Annotated in this window: 24 protein-coding genes; 9 read left to right on the forward strand and 15 right to left on the reverse strand. The window is 67.9% G+C overall.

Annotated features, from left to right (window positions below; genetic code table 11):
* Nucleotides 1–45 precede the first annotated feature (45 nt).
* From ACZ7M2_RS52075 to ACZ7M2_RS52110, 8 genes are read right to left on the reverse strand one after another with little or no spacing between them, the layout of a single operon-like run.
* A complete protein-coding gene (locus ACZ7M2_RS52075; RefSeq protein ID WP_471601313.1) occupies nucleotides 46–501 on the reverse strand; it encodes a gas vesicle protein K in 456 nt (151 codons plus the stop codon).
* Nucleotides 491–730, reverse strand: coding sequence for a gas vesicle protein (locus ACZ7M2_RS52080; protein WP_471601334.1), 240 nt, complete (start codon nucleotides 728–730; stop codon nucleotides 491–493). Before ACZ7M2_RS52080 ends, ACZ7M2_RS52075 begins: the two co-directional genes overlap by 11 nt.
* The gene (locus ACZ7M2_RS52085) at nucleotides 730–1,557 is read right to left on the reverse strand and encodes a GvpL/GvpF family gas vesicle protein (protein WP_471601314.1); all 828 of its coding nucleotides are present in this window, start codon (nucleotides 1,555–1,557) and stop codon (nucleotides 730–732) included. Before ACZ7M2_RS52085 ends, ACZ7M2_RS52080 begins: the two co-directional genes overlap by 1 nt.
* The gene (locus ACZ7M2_RS52090) at nucleotides 1,550–1,957 is read right to left on the reverse strand and encodes a gas vesicle protein (RefSeq protein ID WP_471601315.1); all 408 of its coding nucleotides are present in this window, start codon (nucleotides 1,955–1,957) and stop codon (nucleotides 1,550–1,552) included. The genes ACZ7M2_RS52085 and ACZ7M2_RS52090 overlap by 8 nt, the downstream gene beginning before the upstream one ends.
* 39 nt (nucleotides 1,958–1,996) lie before the next feature.
* Nucleotides 1,997–2,239 (reverse strand): gas vesicle protein GvpG, encoded by a 243-nt coding sequence (locus ACZ7M2_RS52095; RefSeq protein ID WP_168498659.1) that lies wholly within the window; start codon nucleotides 2,237–2,239, stop codon nucleotides 1,997–1,999.
* Nucleotides 2,240–2,248: 9 nt separating this feature from the next.
* Nucleotides 2,249–2,962, reverse strand: coding sequence for a GvpL/GvpF family gas vesicle protein (locus ACZ7M2_RS52100; protein ID WP_471601316.1), 714 nt, complete (start codon nucleotides 2,960–2,962; stop codon nucleotides 2,249–2,251).
* A gap of 29 nt (nucleotides 2,963–2,991) precedes the next feature.
* Nucleotides 2,992–3,465, reverse strand: a complete 474-nt coding sequence (locus ACZ7M2_RS52105; RefSeq protein ID WP_471601317.1) for a gas vesicle structural protein GvpA — start codon at nucleotides 3,463–3,465, stop codon at nucleotides 2,992–2,994.
* A gap of 28 nt (nucleotides 3,466–3,493) precedes the next feature.
* Nucleotides 3,494–3,844 (reverse strand): gas vesicle protein GvpO, encoded by a 351-nt coding sequence (locus ACZ7M2_RS52110; RefSeq protein WP_471601318.1) that lies wholly within the window; start codon nucleotides 3,842–3,844, stop codon nucleotides 3,494–3,496.
* Between the two features lie 279 nt (nucleotides 3,845–4,123).
* Between ACZ7M2_RS52110 and ACZ7M2_RS52115 the strand changes: the two genes are divergently transcribed.
* Nucleotides 4,124–5,050 (forward strand): histone protein, encoded by a 927-nt coding sequence (locus ACZ7M2_RS52115; protein WP_471601319.1) that lies wholly within the window; start codon nucleotides 4,124–4,126, stop codon nucleotides 5,048–5,050.
* 3 nt (nucleotides 5,051–5,053) lie between these two features.
* Nucleotides 5,054–6,007 (forward strand): SRPBCC family protein, encoded by a 954-nt coding sequence (locus tag ACZ7M2_RS52120; protein WP_471601320.1) that lies wholly within the window; start codon nucleotides 5,054–5,056, stop codon nucleotides 6,005–6,007.
* 243 nt (nucleotides 6,008–6,250) lie between these two features.
* Here ACZ7M2_RS52120 and ACZ7M2_RS52125 read toward each other — a convergent pair whose 3' ends face one another.
* The 6 genes from ACZ7M2_RS52125 to ACZ7M2_RS52150 form a co-directional block, all read right to left on the reverse strand.
* Nucleotides 6,251–6,433, reverse strand: coding sequence for a CsbD family protein (locus ACZ7M2_RS52125; protein WP_471601321.1), 183 nt, complete (start codon nucleotides 6,431–6,433; stop codon nucleotides 6,251–6,253).
* 158 nt (nucleotides 6,434–6,591) lie between these two features.
* The gene (locus ACZ7M2_RS52130; protein WP_471601322.1) at nucleotides 6,592–7,206 is read right to left on the reverse strand and encodes an alkaline shock response membrane anchor protein AmaP; all 615 of its coding nucleotides are present in this window, start codon (nucleotides 7,204–7,206) and stop codon (nucleotides 6,592–6,594) included.
* Between the two features lie 29 nt (nucleotides 7,207–7,235).
* Complete coding sequence (locus tag ACZ7M2_RS52135; RefSeq protein ID WP_471601323.1) at nucleotides 7,236–7,946, reverse strand: DUF6286 domain-containing protein; 711 nt, start codon at nucleotides 7,944–7,946, stop codon at nucleotides 7,236–7,238.
* A gap of 52 nt (nucleotides 7,947–7,998) precedes the next feature.
* Nucleotides 7,999–8,301 (reverse strand): Asp23/Gls24 family envelope stress response protein, encoded by a 303-nt coding sequence (locus ACZ7M2_RS52140; RefSeq protein ID WP_471601324.1) that lies wholly within the window; start codon nucleotides 8,299–8,301, stop codon nucleotides 7,999–8,001.
* Between the two features lie 107 nt (nucleotides 8,302–8,408).
* Nucleotides 8,409–8,579: a hypothetical protein gene (locus tag ACZ7M2_RS52145; RefSeq protein WP_471601335.1), complete on the reverse strand. Its 171-nt coding sequence runs from the start codon at nucleotides 8,577–8,579 to the stop codon at nucleotides 8,409–8,411.
* 81 nt (nucleotides 8,580–8,660) lie between these two features.
* Nucleotides 8,661–9,143, reverse strand: coding sequence for an Asp23/Gls24 family envelope stress response protein (locus ACZ7M2_RS52150; RefSeq protein ID WP_471601325.1), 483 nt, complete (start codon nucleotides 9,141–9,143; stop codon nucleotides 8,661–8,663).
* A gap of 157 nt (nucleotides 9,144–9,300) precedes the next feature.
* On the opposite strand from ACZ7M2_RS52150, the gene ACZ7M2_RS52155 reads away from it, so the two are divergent.
* The 4 genes from ACZ7M2_RS52155 to ACZ7M2_RS52170 all read left to right on the forward strand — a co-directional run bounded on the left by ACZ7M2_RS52155 (nucleotide 9,301) and on the right by ACZ7M2_RS52170 (nucleotide 11,986).
* Nucleotides 9,301–9,879 carry an RNA polymerase sigma factor gene (locus tag ACZ7M2_RS52155; protein ID WP_471601326.1) on the forward strand — a complete coding sequence of 193 codons (579 nt, stop codon included), beginning with the start codon at nucleotides 9,301–9,303 and terminating at the stop codon, nucleotides 9,877–9,879.
* Nucleotides 9,870–10,541, forward strand: coding sequence for a hypothetical protein (locus ACZ7M2_RS52160; RefSeq protein ID WP_471601327.1), 672 nt, complete (start codon nucleotides 9,870–9,872; stop codon nucleotides 10,539–10,541). Before ACZ7M2_RS52155 ends, ACZ7M2_RS52160 begins: the two co-directional genes overlap by 10 nt.
* Complete coding sequence (locus tag ACZ7M2_RS52165; protein ID WP_471601328.1) at nucleotides 10,541–10,918, forward strand: hypothetical protein; 378 nt, start codon at nucleotides 10,541–10,543, stop codon at nucleotides 10,916–10,918. The genes ACZ7M2_RS52160 and ACZ7M2_RS52165 overlap by 1 nt, the downstream gene beginning before the upstream one ends.
* A 132-nt stretch (nucleotides 10,919–11,050) precedes the next feature.
* On the forward strand, nucleotides 11,051–11,986 hold the full coding sequence (locus ACZ7M2_RS52170) for a CYTH domain-containing protein (RefSeq protein WP_471601329.1): 936 nt from the start codon (nucleotides 11,051–11,053) through the stop codon (nucleotides 11,984–11,986).
* 193 nt (nucleotides 11,987–12,179) lie between these two features.
* Here ACZ7M2_RS52170 and ACZ7M2_RS52175 read toward each other — a convergent pair whose 3' ends face one another.
* Entirely contained in the window at nucleotides 12,180–12,935 is a 756-nt protein-coding gene (locus tag ACZ7M2_RS52175; protein WP_471601330.1) for a serine hydrolase domain-containing protein, read from the reverse strand.
* Nucleotides 12,936–13,191: 256 nt separating this feature from the next.
* Between ACZ7M2_RS52175 and ACZ7M2_RS52180 the strand changes: the two genes are divergently transcribed.
* The 3 genes from ACZ7M2_RS52180 to ACZ7M2_RS52190 all read left to right on the forward strand — a co-directional run.
* Nucleotides 13,192–13,452 (forward strand): hypothetical protein, encoded by a 261-nt coding sequence (locus ACZ7M2_RS52180; RefSeq protein ID WP_471601331.1) that lies wholly within the window; start codon nucleotides 13,192–13,194, stop codon nucleotides 13,450–13,452.
* Between the two features lie 718 nt (nucleotides 13,453–14,170).
* Nucleotides 14,171–14,344, forward strand: coding sequence for a CsbD family protein (locus ACZ7M2_RS52185; RefSeq protein WP_471601332.1), 174 nt, complete (start codon nucleotides 14,171–14,173; stop codon nucleotides 14,342–14,344).
* A 320-nt stretch (nucleotides 14,345–14,664) separates the two neighbouring features.
* A partial coding sequence (locus ACZ7M2_RS52190) for a VOC family protein (protein WP_471601333.1) occupies nucleotides 14,665–15,002 on the forward strand: 338 nt, incomplete at its 3' end.

A 15,002-nucleotide genomic window follows, 5' to 3' on the forward strand; every position in this document is an offset into this window, starting at 1 on the left:
GCTGGAACAACTCCCACAACCCGTCCGGCACCAGACGCTCCACCATCAGCACACCGACAGACTACCCAACCCACCAATTGAGATGATCTCTAAGTCGGAGGGTGGCAGCAGGGTGCCCAGCGGCCCGAGGTCGAGGTTGAGGTCCTCCATGGTCAGCCCGTACTGGGCGCACAGGTCGCTCATGCGGTCGTGGAGGAGCATGAGGGTCGCTCCCAGGCGTTCTTCCTGTTCGTCGGTGAGGTCTCCTTGGTCGACGCGGTGCAGGGCCTGTCGTTCCATGAGCTGGCGCAGCAGTTCCACGAGAGTGAGGACGAGCTTCATGAGGTCCCGCTCGACGGTGTCGCGGTCGGAGCTGATCCGCCGGGCCGGGGAACGCGGGCCCTTGCCGGCCGGCAGGTCCAGGTCGTGTGCGGCGGCGGGCAGCAGCCGGAAGGCGCGTGCGGCGGCCTCGGCGACCTCGTCGGCGCGGCGTGGCGGCCGACCCTCTCCCTCAGCTGTCATGGTCGCCGCCTCGTGGCGGATTCGTCCTCGTCCATGGCGAGGGGCTCTGCTCGCTGATGGAAACGATCAGGGCACGCAGTGAGATACGTACCAGATCGATGTCCGCGATGGACAGCACAACGTCACCGGTGAGGACGACCCCACCGTTCAGAAGTCGGTCCAACAGATCGATGAGAGCGACCTGCCGTTGAGGCAGACGCTCCGCCTCGGGCGCACGGCCAGGCGTGATCACGGGGGTTCTCCCTCTGCAGCTGCAGCACCGCCGGATTCACCGAGTGGCATCGCGAAGGAGTACGGAGCCCAGGGGCCGGTGGCCTCGACCCGCACCCCGTCCAGCCCGTCAGCGGCATGCGTCACCTCGGCAAGGAAATCGTCGCAACGCGTCAGGGGCACAAGGTACGCGTCATTGACGACGTTCTCGCCGACGGCACCGGCCGCGTCGGCGAGAAGACCCTGCTGTACGCGATGCCGGACACGGTCGGAGGCGTGCTTGCGGCCCGCGGTCTCCATCCGCTCGGCGGCCTTCTGCGCCGCCTGGTACACCGTGTCGCGAACACTCTGCTGTTGTCGGCGGTTACGCAGATAGGCGCGCCCGGGAGTCAGGTCTGCCTCGGCAACAGTCGGCGCCGCGGGGACCGCAGACGATTCGACATAGATTTTGACCCCCCATTCGACATGTTCGGAGAGCTGGGCCAGGCGCTCCGCGAACATGGTCCGCCCGGCTTCCAGTACCTCCCGCGCCCGGTTGTCGTCGAGGTAGACGGTTGCCAGGCGCAGCGGAAGGACGGTGGTGCGCCCGCCCAAGGCCTCGATGACGCCGTGGTGAGCACGGGCCACCGCCTCCAGCCACTCCAGGTCCTCGAGATGCTGTTTGAGAGCGTCCTCCTGGAAGTCCTGTCCGGACACATGGCTCACGACGAGCCCCAGTTGATCGTCACCGGAGTCGGTGACGAGGCTGACCGGAGAGTCGGCGACGCCTCGGAGCGGCGCGGTTGCCTCCCGCAGTCCCTGGGCGTTGCGTACCACCGCATACGCGTATGTCAGCAGGTCACTCATCGCGAGCACTTCCCCGGCGACGGCTGCCCGTGTCCCGGGGCGCTTCCTCCTTAGCGGGGAGGGCGTTGCCCTGGCGGATGGCATCGATCTCGGCCCGCAACCGGCGGTTCTCCTCGGCCAGTGACTGTTCACCTCTGCTCCGAGAGGACAGCGAGGGGTCGTGCTCCCACCAGTCGATGCCCATTTCTTTCGCTTTGTCGACGGAGGCGACCAGGAGGCGCAGCTTTATGGTCAACAGCTCGATGTCGAGAAGGTTGATCTGTATGTCGCCTGCGATGACGATGCCCTTGTCGAGAACCCGTTCAAGGATGTCGGCGAGATTCGCGGAGGATCCCTGCCCGTAGGGGGGCGCTGCTCGGGACGGATAGGAACCAAGCCTGTTGGCCAGGGGTTCAGTCACGGTTGCGGCCTCGTATTCCCTTGGGCCGGGTCAGGAGTGTCAGCCCTGCCGATAGGCACGGATCTCCTCCAGCCGGTCGAGCAGTTCGTCCTCGCGCTGGTCGAACGTCTCCTCGTCGATGTCCCCTGCGACGAGGAGACGTTCGAGCTCAGCGAGTTCGCGGTGCACCGGCGCGGGGTCGTAGTACTGGTTCTCGGCTTCCTCCCGGACGCGCTCAACTACCCATACGACGCCACGCACGGGCGCCAGGGGAAGGGTGACGAGCTGTGTGAGCAGGCCCATGAGAACTCCTCAGACGAAGCTGTAGGGGGGCAGGGGGCCGTTGAGCCGGAAGTCGAAGTCGTCGCCCATCTGGTGGGCGACGCTCAACTCCGAGGTGACGAATACCTCTTCCTGGGCCTCGGTCACCAGGAATGACACATTGAGAAAGTCCGAACCCGTCGGCTGGGATGTTTCGAGCGTCCGGGCGAAGGGGCGCAGTGCTTCGACCACACCCGCCGCCAGCGCCTCTTGCCGCGCCTGCACCTCTTGGGCGACCAGCTCACCGAGTTGCAGCGATGCATCGGGGTCGGCGGTGCCGCCGCGGATTCCTTCATTGAGTTCTCGCGCCACGTCCGACTCGTGCAGGATCTGCCGCAGCAGCGCGTCTTCGTCCTGCGATGCTTTGAGGTGGTACTCGGTGCACCCCTCCAGCACCTGAAGCCTGTCCGTATAGTCCGCGGCATTCTGCTCCAGAGCCAGCAGGATGGCCTCGTCGTTCTCGGCGATGAGGCCGAACCGCATGGGGAGCACCGTGCCGTCAGCCATGAGGCGCTTCTGCACTTCCTGGTGGGCGATGATGTCGCGGCGCTTGGGGCGTAGGTCCTGTGGCGCGTCGCTGACCACAGCGCACAGCGGTCCCGCCGTCACTGTCCGCAAGGCCACCGGTGACTCACCGACTCCGCTGAGACCGTCGAGGCGGAGCGGGTGCTGCTTGCCGGTGATGGAGTAGATGTATACGGCCATGGCTCATTCCAATTCTCGCCGGGCGAGCCTTATGCGCGCTCACGTCGGGAGGTGCGCCGCGCCGGCCGCCGTCGCCTCTCCACGGGTTCCTTTTCCTTGTCCTCGTCTTCTTCCTCGGCCTCCTCCTCTTCGTCGTCACGGCCGGTGATCCCCTTGAGGGAATCGGTGACCGCTTCCGCCGCGCCGGACAGGGCCCCCTTGGATTTGCCCTTGGCCCCGCTCTCCACCGTTTCTCCGACGATGTCGGTCAACTGGGCGGGTGCCTTCCTCCCGGTCTCGAGGTCGAGACGGTTGCATGCCTCGGCGAAACGCAAGTAGGTGTCGACGCTGGCCACGACGATACGAGCGTCGATCTTGAGGATTTCGATCCCCACCAGCGACACGCGGACGAAGACGTCGATGACAAGCCCGCGATCCAGAATGAGTTCCAAGACGTCGTAGAGGCTGGTGCCACCGCCACCACCGCGTGCGACAGCGCCTCCACTCTGCGGCACCACCGTCATGGCGCCTCCCTTCATGGCCGTTGCGGCCTCAGCCCAGCCGGTCGATCTGGCCGCGGCTGTAGCGACGCGTCCTTCGGTACTCCACCAGGTCGCCTTCCTCGTCCAGCGTCACTCGGTAGGTGGCCATCACGCTGGTGGTTTCGGGGACACGTTCCAGTTCGAGTACCTCCACGTCGGCCTCCCAACCGGCCTCGGTGGATTTCAGTGCCGAGACGGACTCGGGGGCCCGCCCGAGCAACTCCTGAAGTTGTTCGACTGCGGAACGAATGGCCCAGGCTGCGTTGCCCTTGCCGGAGCGTCGCCGGGGGCCATCTGTGGGCCCCCGGTCCGTGCTGCGGCCACTGCTGCTGGATCGCCGCCGGGGTTCTGCTGCGGCCATGGTCTCTCCGATGGTCGGAGCGCGCGCCATACTCCACGCACGAACACTATAATTCCATCATATAGGGGTACATATGGTCGGGCATGGATGGCTTGGAGCGAACCTGCCCGGTGGGGTCACGGCCTGTCCCGGTGGGGCCGCAAGGCGTGTCCGGGGTGCTCTCAGTGGGCCGAGGGACGCGTCGCGTGCGATCCGCTTCTGTCTCAATCACTGGTTGAGCAGGGGATGTTGGCCCGTATTCGAGTGTGTTCACCTCCCCTTTCCGAAGGGAACCGGCTTATGAACGACACGACCAAGATCGGCCTCGCCGCCGCGGTCGCAGCTGGCTATGTGCTCGGACGTACGAAGAAAGCCCGTTTCGCCTTCGGGCTGGCAACCTACCTAGCAGGTCGCCGATTTGGGCTCGACCCGCAGCAACTGTTGACGACAGGCCTGCAGAAACTCGGAGACGTTCCTGGAGTCGCCGAGCTGAACGAGCAGGTGCGCGGCGAGCTGCTGGACGCCGGACGCAAAGCCCTGGCCGCCACCGCCGACCGGCGCCTCGCCGACCTCGCCGACTCTCTCCACGAGCGCACGCTGCGCATCGGTGAGGAGAAGGGCGAGGAGGAAGAGGGGGAGGAAGAGCCGGAGGAGGGCGAGGAGCGCTACGAAGACGAGGAGGAACCGGAGGAGGAAGAAGAGGAAGAGCCTGAGGGGGAATTCGAAGAAGAAGAGGAGGAGGAAGAACCAGAGGAAGAAGAACCGGAGGCAGAGGCGGAGGAAGAAGAGGAAGAGGAACCGGAGGAGGAAGAAGAACCAGAGCAAGAGGCTGAAGAGCAGCCGCCACGGCGTCGTCGCCGCCCCATAGCGGGAAAGAAGCACGCGGCCAAACCCTCTCCCCGTAGGGCAGCCGCCAAGGAAGCCGCTCCTGCGAGGAAGAGGACTCCTGCGAGGAGGACTCCCGAGAAGAAGGCCCCCGCTAAGAAGACCGCGGCGCGGAGGCCCCCGGCCAAGAAGCCGACGGCGCAGAGGCCCGCGGCCAAGAAGACTGCCGCCAAGAAGTCGGCGCCGGCGAAGAGGACCGCGAAGAAGTCTCCGCCCCCGGCCAAGAAGGCGGCGGCGAAGAGGGCACCGACGAGGAGCGCGTCCGCGAAGAAGGCCCCGGCCAAGAAGGCGGCCCCCGCGAAGAAGACGACTGCCAAGAAGACTCCCGCGCGGCGGAGGTAGGTCATGGCCGACAAAGAGCGTGACTCCGGCCGGGGAGAGGGCTCCGGCCTCGAAATGCTGCGCGACGAACTGACCGACTTCCTCGGTGCTCAGGTCGAACATCTCGTCGACAAGGCCGGGGAAAAGTTGGAGGATGTCACCGACCAACTCCTCGACACGGCCGAGAACGGCGGATCTCTTCTCGGCATCGGCGGACGCATCGTCCAGGGTGATTCCCCCTTGAAGGCGTTCGTCGGCGAGAAGGCCAAGGGCCTCAAAGACAATGTGATGGACAAGGTCAAGAACGTCTTCGGCGGGGGACGCGGAGGCAAGTCCGGCAGTACCAAGGTGATGAACATCATTGAAGTACTGGACGTCGGTGTGCCGATCCGCGTTGCGTACAACTACTGGACCCAGTACGAGGAGTTCAGCGACTTCACCAAAGGCGTACGGAGCGTGTCCCGCAACGACGAGAAAGCCAGTGACTGGAAGGTGAAGGTCGGCCCCTCGACTCGCGGCTGGAAGGCTACGGTTCAGGAACAGGTGCCGGACGAGCGAATCGTGTGGAGTTCCGAAGGCGCGAAGGGCACTACTCACGGCTGTGTCAGTTTCCACGAACTCACGCCCGACCTGACGCGGATCGTGCTTGTCGTCGAGTACTACCCCTCGGGTCTCTTCGAGAAGACGGGCAACCTGTGGCGGGCCCAAGGACGCCGTTTGCGGCTGGACTTCAAGAACTTCCAACGCTACGTCACGTTCGCCGACGAGGAAGTCGAGGGCTGGCGCGGAGAGATCCGCGACGGCGAGGTGATCCGCAGCCACGAGGAGGCACTGGAAGAGGAGGAAGCGGCAGGGGAGGACGAGGAGCAGGAGGAGTACGACGAAGAGGCGCCCGACGAAGAGGAGGAAGAAGAGGAGTACGACGAAGAGGGGCCAGAGGACGAGTACGAGGAGGAGGACGAGCAGGACGAGGGCTGACGCGGCCCGAGCCGTGCGATTCCCCTAGGCTCGGCGTGACCCGCTCCGAGAGTGAGTCGGCCGGCGTTCCTGGACTCTCAGAGTCTCGTCGTCTGGCCGGAGTGGCCGCGACCGGTTGGAGAAGCCATCGGACGGGCGCGGGCTCGGCGCTGGAACCAGTGCGCGATCACCCGCGTCCGGCACGGTATCGACGTCGACGACACCAGCCCCCGAAGAGCGGACCAGCCGTACGTACGTCCTCGATCAGTGCCCGCTCCGCTTATGGAGGTGGCCTGCCGCCTTTTCCGTCATCTCATGTGCCTTGGCGCGCAGTTGTTCCCCACGCCCGGCTTGCTGCATTGATGAGTCCCCCAGGGCCTTGCCGAGAGTCTCCTTCATCTTGCCCTTGATCTGATGCACCTTCGCATTGCCCTTGGCCTTGGCCATCGCAATCGCCGTCCTCTCGAAGACGCTTGGGTAACGCGGCCCGTTCAGGGCCGACACATCTTTGTTCACCGTGCGCCTGCCCGCGGGGCTCGGCAACTGGGAGCACCTCGTGCTTGCAAGCGGGATCCACTGCCGAGGCAGGCCGTCGGTCTCCTGCTCTACTGTGCGCGGTGCGGTTTGTCGTGGACGACCTGTAGGCGGACGTCGGTGTGCATGTGGGCGGTGCTGTCGGAGCCGGTGGACCGACGAGCGGTACTGAGCGGGCCTTCGCACAGGGCGTCGAGGGCGGCGCGGGGTGCACCCTGGGGGACGAGAGCAAGCGTGATGTGGGTGCGGGGGTGGGCAGGCCGGCCAGTGATGTGCACGGTCGCGTGCTCAACCCCCGGCAGGGCCCCGGCTTCGGCGGCGATCGCGTCGCTGAGCGCGTGGTCGCGCAGTTCGACGCCTTCCTGCGGAGGTGTGCCGCCGACGGGCAGCGCTCCGGGGCGGCGTCGGTGCAGTTGGGCGAGCAGCCACCACAGGGCGAGCAGGGCGACGATCGTGAGGGCGGCGATGACCGCGGGCCACCACCAGCCCTGACTGCTCCAGCGGGCCCGGTCGGCGGACCCGAGCAGGACGTCGTGCGGGGTGGTCAGGGGCCAGCCGACGGGCGGGACGAGATCGTGTCGCCGGTAGACGTCGAGCCCGGCGAAGAGAATCAGCAGACCGCCGCCGAGCAGTATCAGTCCGGCGAGGGCCAGCAGACTGCGGTTGAGTACGGTTCGCGGCGTCATGGTGTGGGCTCCGGTGTGGGGGGTTTCGCTCAGTCGGTGCGTTGCCGCACTCGTACGACGATGCGGGGAGGGCGGGCGAGGACGAGCTGGTCGCGCTCCTCGTCGAGGACGGCGGTGAGGTCGTCCTTCACCTGCTGGGGGTCGCGGAAGCGGACGTCCGCGTGGGCCTTGACACGGTGGCGGCGCACCCGGACGCGAGCCGTGCTGACTCCCGGGACCCGCATGGCGGCGTCGCGCAGCAGGTCGGCGGCGCCGTCGCGGTCCAGGGAGGCCCTCAGCCCGGGCGCGGGGGAGCGCAGGGACAGCCAGTGGCGTAGGCCGGGGGTGAGGGCCAGGACGATCAACCAGATGCCGAGCGCGGCGGCCACGGCGGCCCCCGTGAGCACCCACACGTCGCCCAAGGGGCGGGTGGCCAATTCGTCGGCCAGGTGCCGTCGCCAGGCTGCCGCAGGGCGTCCGGCCCGTACGGCGACGACGTCGAACAGCGCCGCGGCCGCCGCCACGAGAATCACCGAGGCGACCAGCGCGGCCGGAATGCGGCGCGCGGACCACGGGCGGTGGGTCCGGTGCCCTCTGTCGTGCTCGCCCGTCACCAAGTCCGGCGGAAGCGGCGCCTCGTGTTCGGGTGGACCGGGCTCTGTCGGCTCTCTCAGCTCCTCCGGCTCCTTCGTCATCGGCACGGTGACACGGCGTGCGGATGGCGTGGAGCTGCGTGCGGGAGGGTCCGGGTCGGGTGTCATTCCGGTCCTCCTTTCTGCGCGGCGTGCCCGGCGGCCCGGGCCGCGTGGCGCCTCATCGGACCCGTCCCCGGCTCGCGTCGGCGGCGGTCACCAGCCGCCGGACGGTGAGGGTGACCTCTCCCACCTCCAAGCCGGTCAGCTGAGTCACCCGTTCGGCGACGTCGTGCTGGATCCGCTCGCAGACGTGGGGGATGTCGGTGGGGTAGGGCAGGTCCATGGCCAGGTGCAGGCGCGCCGTTCCGGTACGGACGGCTGCGGAGGCGCTGGGCGCCGCCGGGCTGCTCCGGTCGGGCGGTATGGCCGCGCGCCGGGACTGGGCTGTGCGTGCGGCCCTTGCGGCGATACGGGCGACCACCCTTTCTGGGATGACGGTGGCGCCCCGTTCGGCCGGAGGCGGCAGCTCGGCGGATCGCCCCGGTGGGCCGGCCCCTTCGCCAGGGGGTTGGGAACCGGGCCGGGTACTCACCGCTGCCTCCGCCTATGGAGGTCGAGATCGCCCTGCACGACGAGGCCGACGATCAGTCCAGCCGCACCCAGAACCAGAACGAGCAGGAATGCCCAGAAGCCTCCGAAGTATCCGGCGAAGCCCAGGGCCATGCCGGCCGCGAGGCCCGTCGTCGCTGTGTTCATCATCCACTCACCCGTCTCGCGAACGTGATCGCCCCTGTGAGCGCCCGCTCATGCTCAGGGCATGGCGGTGGTCACGGCGGTCGGTCACCGCACGCGGCCCTCGTCCCGTTCGGCCTCTTCCTCCTCGTCGGGGAGGTGGACGTCGTCGACGGCGATGTTCACCTCGACGACCTCCAGTCCCGTCATGCGTTCCAGGGCGCTGATCACGTTGGTGCGTACGGCGCCGGCGACGTCGACGATGGAGACGCCGTACTCGACGACGACGTCCAAGTCCACCGCGGCCTGGCGCTCGCCGACCTCGACCTTCACTCCGCGCGTGACGCCTCCGCCTCCGCCGGGGACGCGTTCCCGCATGGCACCGAGGGCGCGGGCCATCCCCGCTCCCATGCTGTGGATGCCCGGTACCTCGCGTGTGGCCATGCCCGCGATCTTGGCCACCACGCCGTCCGCGATGGTGGTCTTCCCCCGTGTCTCGGCCGGTGCTCCGGCCCCGGTACGGCCCTTCAGCGCGCTCACGCCCGTGCCGGGCCGGCTGCCCCCGCCGACGCTGGTGATGTTGTCCGTCATGGCGGTCGCCTCGAGTGGCTCGGTGTGACACCTGCGTGGTGTCTCTCAAGAGGTTGGACACCCGGGGCGGCGTACCTCTCACAGACATGACATGTGATGTGCATCACACGGGTGTGGCGGGGGTACACGCTCTTTCCGAGCCCCCTGCGAGAGCGTCATGATTCAACGTATTGCTTCCCCACGGCTGGGATGTGACCTGCCGGACGGAGTGCTTGCCGTGCGGGCGGCCGAGGGAGACGAAGACTCCTTCGCCGTTCTCGTCCAGCGGCACAACCGGTCCCTCCTGACCCTGGCCCGTAGCATGCTGGGCAACCCCCAGGACGCCGAAGAGGCCGTGCAGGACGCCTTCGTCAGCGCCTGGCGGCGGCTACCGGAGTACCGTCACAGTGCGGAGTTCAGCACCTGGATGTACCGGATCACCATCAACCGCTGCTTGACCATGCGACGGCGGCGCCGACCGCCGCCCCTCCCCCTGGACACCGTCGCCGAACCCGCGACGGGCGACGCGAGGAGCCAGCCCGCCCGGTCCGCCGAGCAGGACGCGGCCACCGAGGCGCTGTCTCGCGCGCTCGCCGAGCTGGACGCCGGCCAGCGTATCTGCTGGATCCTGCGTGAACTGCAGGGCCTGCACTACAACGAGATCGCCCAGGTGACACGGACCAGTGAGCAGACGGTGCGCGGCAGACTGTTCAGAGCACGCCGATCCCTGCAGGAGGCGATGGGTCCATGGCGCTAGACGACCCGCACGCCTGGCCTCCCGAGCCGCCCCGCGCCGACGGGCCCCGCCCCAGCTCAACCGCCGCCGGCCTGCCCCCGTTCGAGGGTGATGAGGTACTGCCGTGCGGCCGCCTGCTCAGCCGGGTCTGGGAACAGGCGCAGGACGCTGCGCCGGTCGCGGACCCGCACACGGTGTCCTGTCCTCACTGCCGCGAGGCGGTCGAGGGACTGGCCACGGTGAACGCGGCCGCCCAGGCGCTGCGTGAGCAAGACCCTCCCGGCCTGCAGGCGCTCACCGACCGTGTCATGAACGTCGTCAGGGCAGAGATCCGGCTCGGTCGGCTGCTGCCCCTGGCCGACCCGGACCGGGATCTGCGAATCGCCGAGAGCGCTGCCGCGAAGGTACTGCGGCAGGCCGCGGACACGGTCCCCGGTGTGAGGGCCGCGACCTGCCGGCTCGTACCCGCGGGCGAGGGTACCGACGTGCGGGTGACCATGGAACTGGCCGCTGCCCTCGACCGCCCGCTGCCCGACCGGGTTGATCAGGTACGCCAATCGATCCTCCACTCGGCAGAACGGGACCTGGGGCTGGCAGTGACGACCGTCGACATTGTCGTGGTCGATGTTCTGGAGCCGTGGCCACCCCTGAGTCCCGGTCACCCCACAGGCGGTGACACGTGATGACCACCACCGGCACGACCATGCTCCTGGGCGTCGCAGCAGAGGCAGCCCTCGCGGTTCCCGGCGTGGCCGGCCTGCAGCCCCGCCTGGCCCACTGCCTTGCGGCAGTCGCCGCGCCTGTCCGGACGGACACCGCACCACACCGCATGCCGCCCGAGACGGGCATCCGCGCCGACCGGGCGCCGGACGGTTCGGGATGGCGCATCGAGGTGCGCTGCGTCCTGGCCGAGGGCCACCGAACCCTGGACACCGCAAGGAACGTCCACGACCGGGTTCGGACCGCCGCCAGCTCTTACCTCGCCACGCACGGCGTCGCGGGACCGGTCACCGTCGCGGTCACGGTGACGCGTATCGCCGCCCGACTCGCCACGACATGAGCGCCGCGAGCACCGGCGAACGCCCTTCACGACCATGCCCTTCGGTGCGGTCCTCGGCCGGGCCTCCTGTCGGAGGCCGCATATGTTGCCTCACGAGTGTTTGAGCGGCGCTGAGGCGTGCACGCGCCCGGTATGACCCATTCGAAGCGAGAAACAGAGCGAAAGTACCAAGCCCCGTCGGCCAAGGACACCTCGTGGCTGCCGGACCTCACCAGCGTGAACGGCATCGCATCGGTCGTGGGAAAGGGTCTCGACGAACTGGACGCCGTGCACTACGACACATATGGCCTGCGCCTGGTCGGAACGTCGGCAACGCTCCGGCGAAGGACCGGTGGGGCTGATGCGGGCCGGCACCTCAAACTGCCCATGTCCGGAGACACCCGGGAGGAGGTGCAGGTCCCGTTGTCCGACACGGTTCCGGACGCCCTGCGTGACCTCGCCCTCTCTCGCACCCGGGGGGCAGAGCTGAGGCCAGTCGTCCGTATCCGGTCCACACGCAGCACGCGGCACCTCGTCGATTTCGACGGCGCGGTCCTCGCCGAACTGAGCCTCGACAAGGTCCGCGCGGAGTCCCTTCTGGCCACGACCAAACGGGCCTCATGGATGGAGATGGAAGTCGAACTCGCCGAGAACGCCGATCCCTTGCTGCTCGGCCTCGTGGACAAGGCGCTGCGCAAGAAGGGCATCGACCGTGCGAGTAGTCCGTCCAAGCTGAGCCGGGCCCTGGAGGAAACAGGAGCAAGAGCGTCGCGTCTGCCGGACGCGCGTGCCGAGACCGTCGCCGAAAGACGTCTCTCGCCCGGGACAGCATGGAGGTGTGTCCAGACGAACCTGTACCCCTCCTGCAGCGGCACGGCGTCCGGCACAGCACCGCGTGCTACGTCCGGATGCGCGGCGTGTGGTTGCGGGCGATGCTTGCCGAATGACCGAGCGTTCCGTGACCGTTTGCCCGCCCGTCAAGGGGGAGGGACGCCAAGTACGCGTGGACGGGGAGCCTGTGGGGGCGGCATCCAGCCTGTGTGGCTTGGCCGAGATCATGCGGCGGGCGGGCTGGGTGGGCTTGGATGAGATCGATGTGGCGGACTCACCGGTCATCGAGTGGTACGGCGGCGGCCCTGAGGTGTGGTGACGGCTCACTGGAGTCTCCAGCGTCGGTCTGCGCCTACGTGACTCGCCGCCCAGTAGATGCCGGAGCGCAGGGCGGGGGAGAGCCCGACGTCGTTGAACGTCGGCTGCTGCTTCGAAAGGGGCCACGCAAAGATCATTTCGCATCGTAGACCACGGGATCGTCCGGCGTGGTGCGGGGCCGGCGGACGTCGTCCAGAAGGGCCCGATCGGCGAGCAGCCCTGGGCCCACGGCCAGGAGGTCGGTGACGGACGACCACAAGCCTCCGCCGGGGCGGCGCGAACGCGGATAGCCGAGTAGCGGAAGCTTGGTCGGTCCGTCCCAACCGGTGGTCGCATCGCGCGGTGCGTCGAAGCTCGTTCGAGAGAGATTCCATGGGCCGAGCACCGTCTTCTCCAACGCCCTCTCGTACGAAGTGTCATTGAGGGCGGCGAGGACCGCACCGGCCAGGATGTAGTTGCCGTCGTAGTAGGACCAGCGGGTTCCGGGCTCGTGTTCGCTCCCTGTGCCGACGACGAGCTGGGCCGCCTCTTGGAGCGCATGCGGTCCGTCGCCCAGAGGGGCCAGGGCGGTCGAGTCCACAGACTCGTGTAGCCCCGAGACCTGCCCGAGGATCTGCTCGACGGTGAGGCGCACGTCGGCTCGCCAGTCAGGTGCGAGGTCAGGAAGCAACTCGATGACGGGCGCGCCCAGAGGGATGGAGTTGTCGCGCATGGTCTTCACGAGCGCAGTGCAGGTGAAGACCTCTGTCAACGACGCGATGCGCAAGCACGAGTCGGGGCTCACCCGAACTGCCCTTCGAGCAGCGACACTTCGTATCCTGGCTGTGGAGAGTCCTGCTGTCACAGCCGCACCTCGACGATGGCGATCGACGCCCCATCGCGGCATCATCGCTCGGGACCCCGGCGACTGCTGTGCCCCCTTCCCCGGCCGGCTCGCTCGGGGAGCGCACCAAGGGGCACCTCCCCGTAAAGGTGGAAGAACGTCGGGATCGAGAGGGGGGACGCGCACGACCGAGGGGGAACTCGTCAACGCTCTGCGCGGCCGACGACCAGCCTCGGGGCGGAGCCTCGAACATCGGCATCATCGTCGGCCCCCGGGGTACCTGCGACTCACACCACCCCCTGCCCGAGGAAGCGAGAACACCGTGAGTGAGCGCCGCCCGGAAGCCCCTGGGACCAGCGGGAAGCCGATGCCGAAGCCGGTGCCCAGGGATCCGCCCGATCAGCAGGCCACCGCCGACGAGGACCCCTGGGATGCCGTCGGCGTCCCGAAACAGGCTGTCATCGAGGAGGAGCCAGACCTGGAGATCCCCGATACGGACGAGGCCGGCACCGGCCGGAAGGGCGCTCCGCGTTCCGGCAGCCGACGTCCGGAGCATCCCGTGCCCGACGAACCGCCCGCCTGACGCTCCGCGTGCCGCGGGAGCCCCGGCAGGTGGCGCTGGGAGAGATGCCTGCGACGGGTGACAGGAGTCCGGCGGCCCGAGAGGACATGTCATGGGTGTACGCACCTGGGTGAGCGATGGGCCCGTCTACCGACAGTCCACCGGAGCCGATTCCCTGGCGCGTGGCCTGGGCACCATGTCGGCACACACAAGGCAGCTCAATCCGCACACCGGCACCGCCCACCGGGCGCTCGAGACACGGCGACATGGGAGTGGGAGAAGGACGGGCTGCGCACCGCGTAGACCGAGGCGCGCCGCTCCACGGAACTCGACCTGCTGACCAAGGCCCGCCTCCGCCCGATCGGGTCAGAAACAGACGAGACCGCCCTACCCACCGAACCCACTGCACAGCCTCAAAACGAGATCACCGAGTGGCCGTGGACACACCACTCCAGCAGAAGTGACCCATCTCCGCCGGGCGAGAACACTTCCACCCCGTCTCCTGGTCCTTTCCGCGAAGCTGTTCGCCGGCCTGACCGCTGCACGGATTTTGGTAGCCCAGGACTTTGCCGAGGGGTCTCCCTCATATCGCCCTTGATCTGTTTCGTCCTGGCATTTCTTGGTGCTGCCACATTGCGCGGGCACGGCTGCGCGACCGCATTGTGGCTCGGTTGCGGAGCCGTCGTGCCCAGCGCATGGTTTAAGCACCAATTCGATCCTCATTGGAGGGCAACGAGTCATGAGCAAGGCGAAGGCAAAGGCCAAGCAGGTCAAAGGAAAGATGAAAGAGACCACTGGCAAGGCCATGGACGACCAGGGCATGCAGGCCGAGGGCCGTGGTGAGCAGATCGTCGGTAAGACGCAGGAGACCGCGGAAAAGGCGGCAGACCGTGCGAAGAGGACCGGCCGGTAGGACTGCTCGCTCCGGCGACGCATTCGACGGGCCACACCGAGCCGAGCGAACGCCGAGTCCGAAGACCTCGTAGGTCGGCACCACCTGCGGTTTGGCTGCGTGAGCCGATTCGAGGCGGTCGGGACAGGCCCGACCGCCTCGGTCTGTCGCGCGCCATGGCAGGCAGTTCGACTCGTCTGGTGTCGGTCGCTGCTCGGTGCGTGCGGAACAGCGGTTGCCGCGCGTTCGAAGGGGCACCCGGCTCTTGGACGATCACCGAGTCCGGGGTCGATCCACGCTCCATGATGACAGTGGTGTCAGGCAGGTCAGGCGGTACGACGATGAAGAGCGACGCAGCACTGCATGGTGAGGTCACCGCCAGTCACTCGGTGTTCGGAGCACCCTGCTGGGCGAGTCTGACCACGCGCGATCTGCAGACGGCGGAGGACTTCTATCGAGCCGTGCTGGGCTGGGAGTGGCGCACGAGCAGCACGATCGGCGACCAGTACCGCGTCGCGAGCGTGCAGCGGGTCCCGGTCGCAGGGATCTCGAAAGTGAACTTCGGAGTGAACACGGCCGTCGCATGGACGCCGTATTTCGCGGTGGCGAGTGCGGACGAGACCGTGTCCCGCAGTCAGGAGCGCGGGGGTACGACCGCGGTGGGGCCGATCTCGTTCCC

The sequence above is a fragment of the Streptomyces sp. NPDC111507 genome (assembly GCF_055638955.1).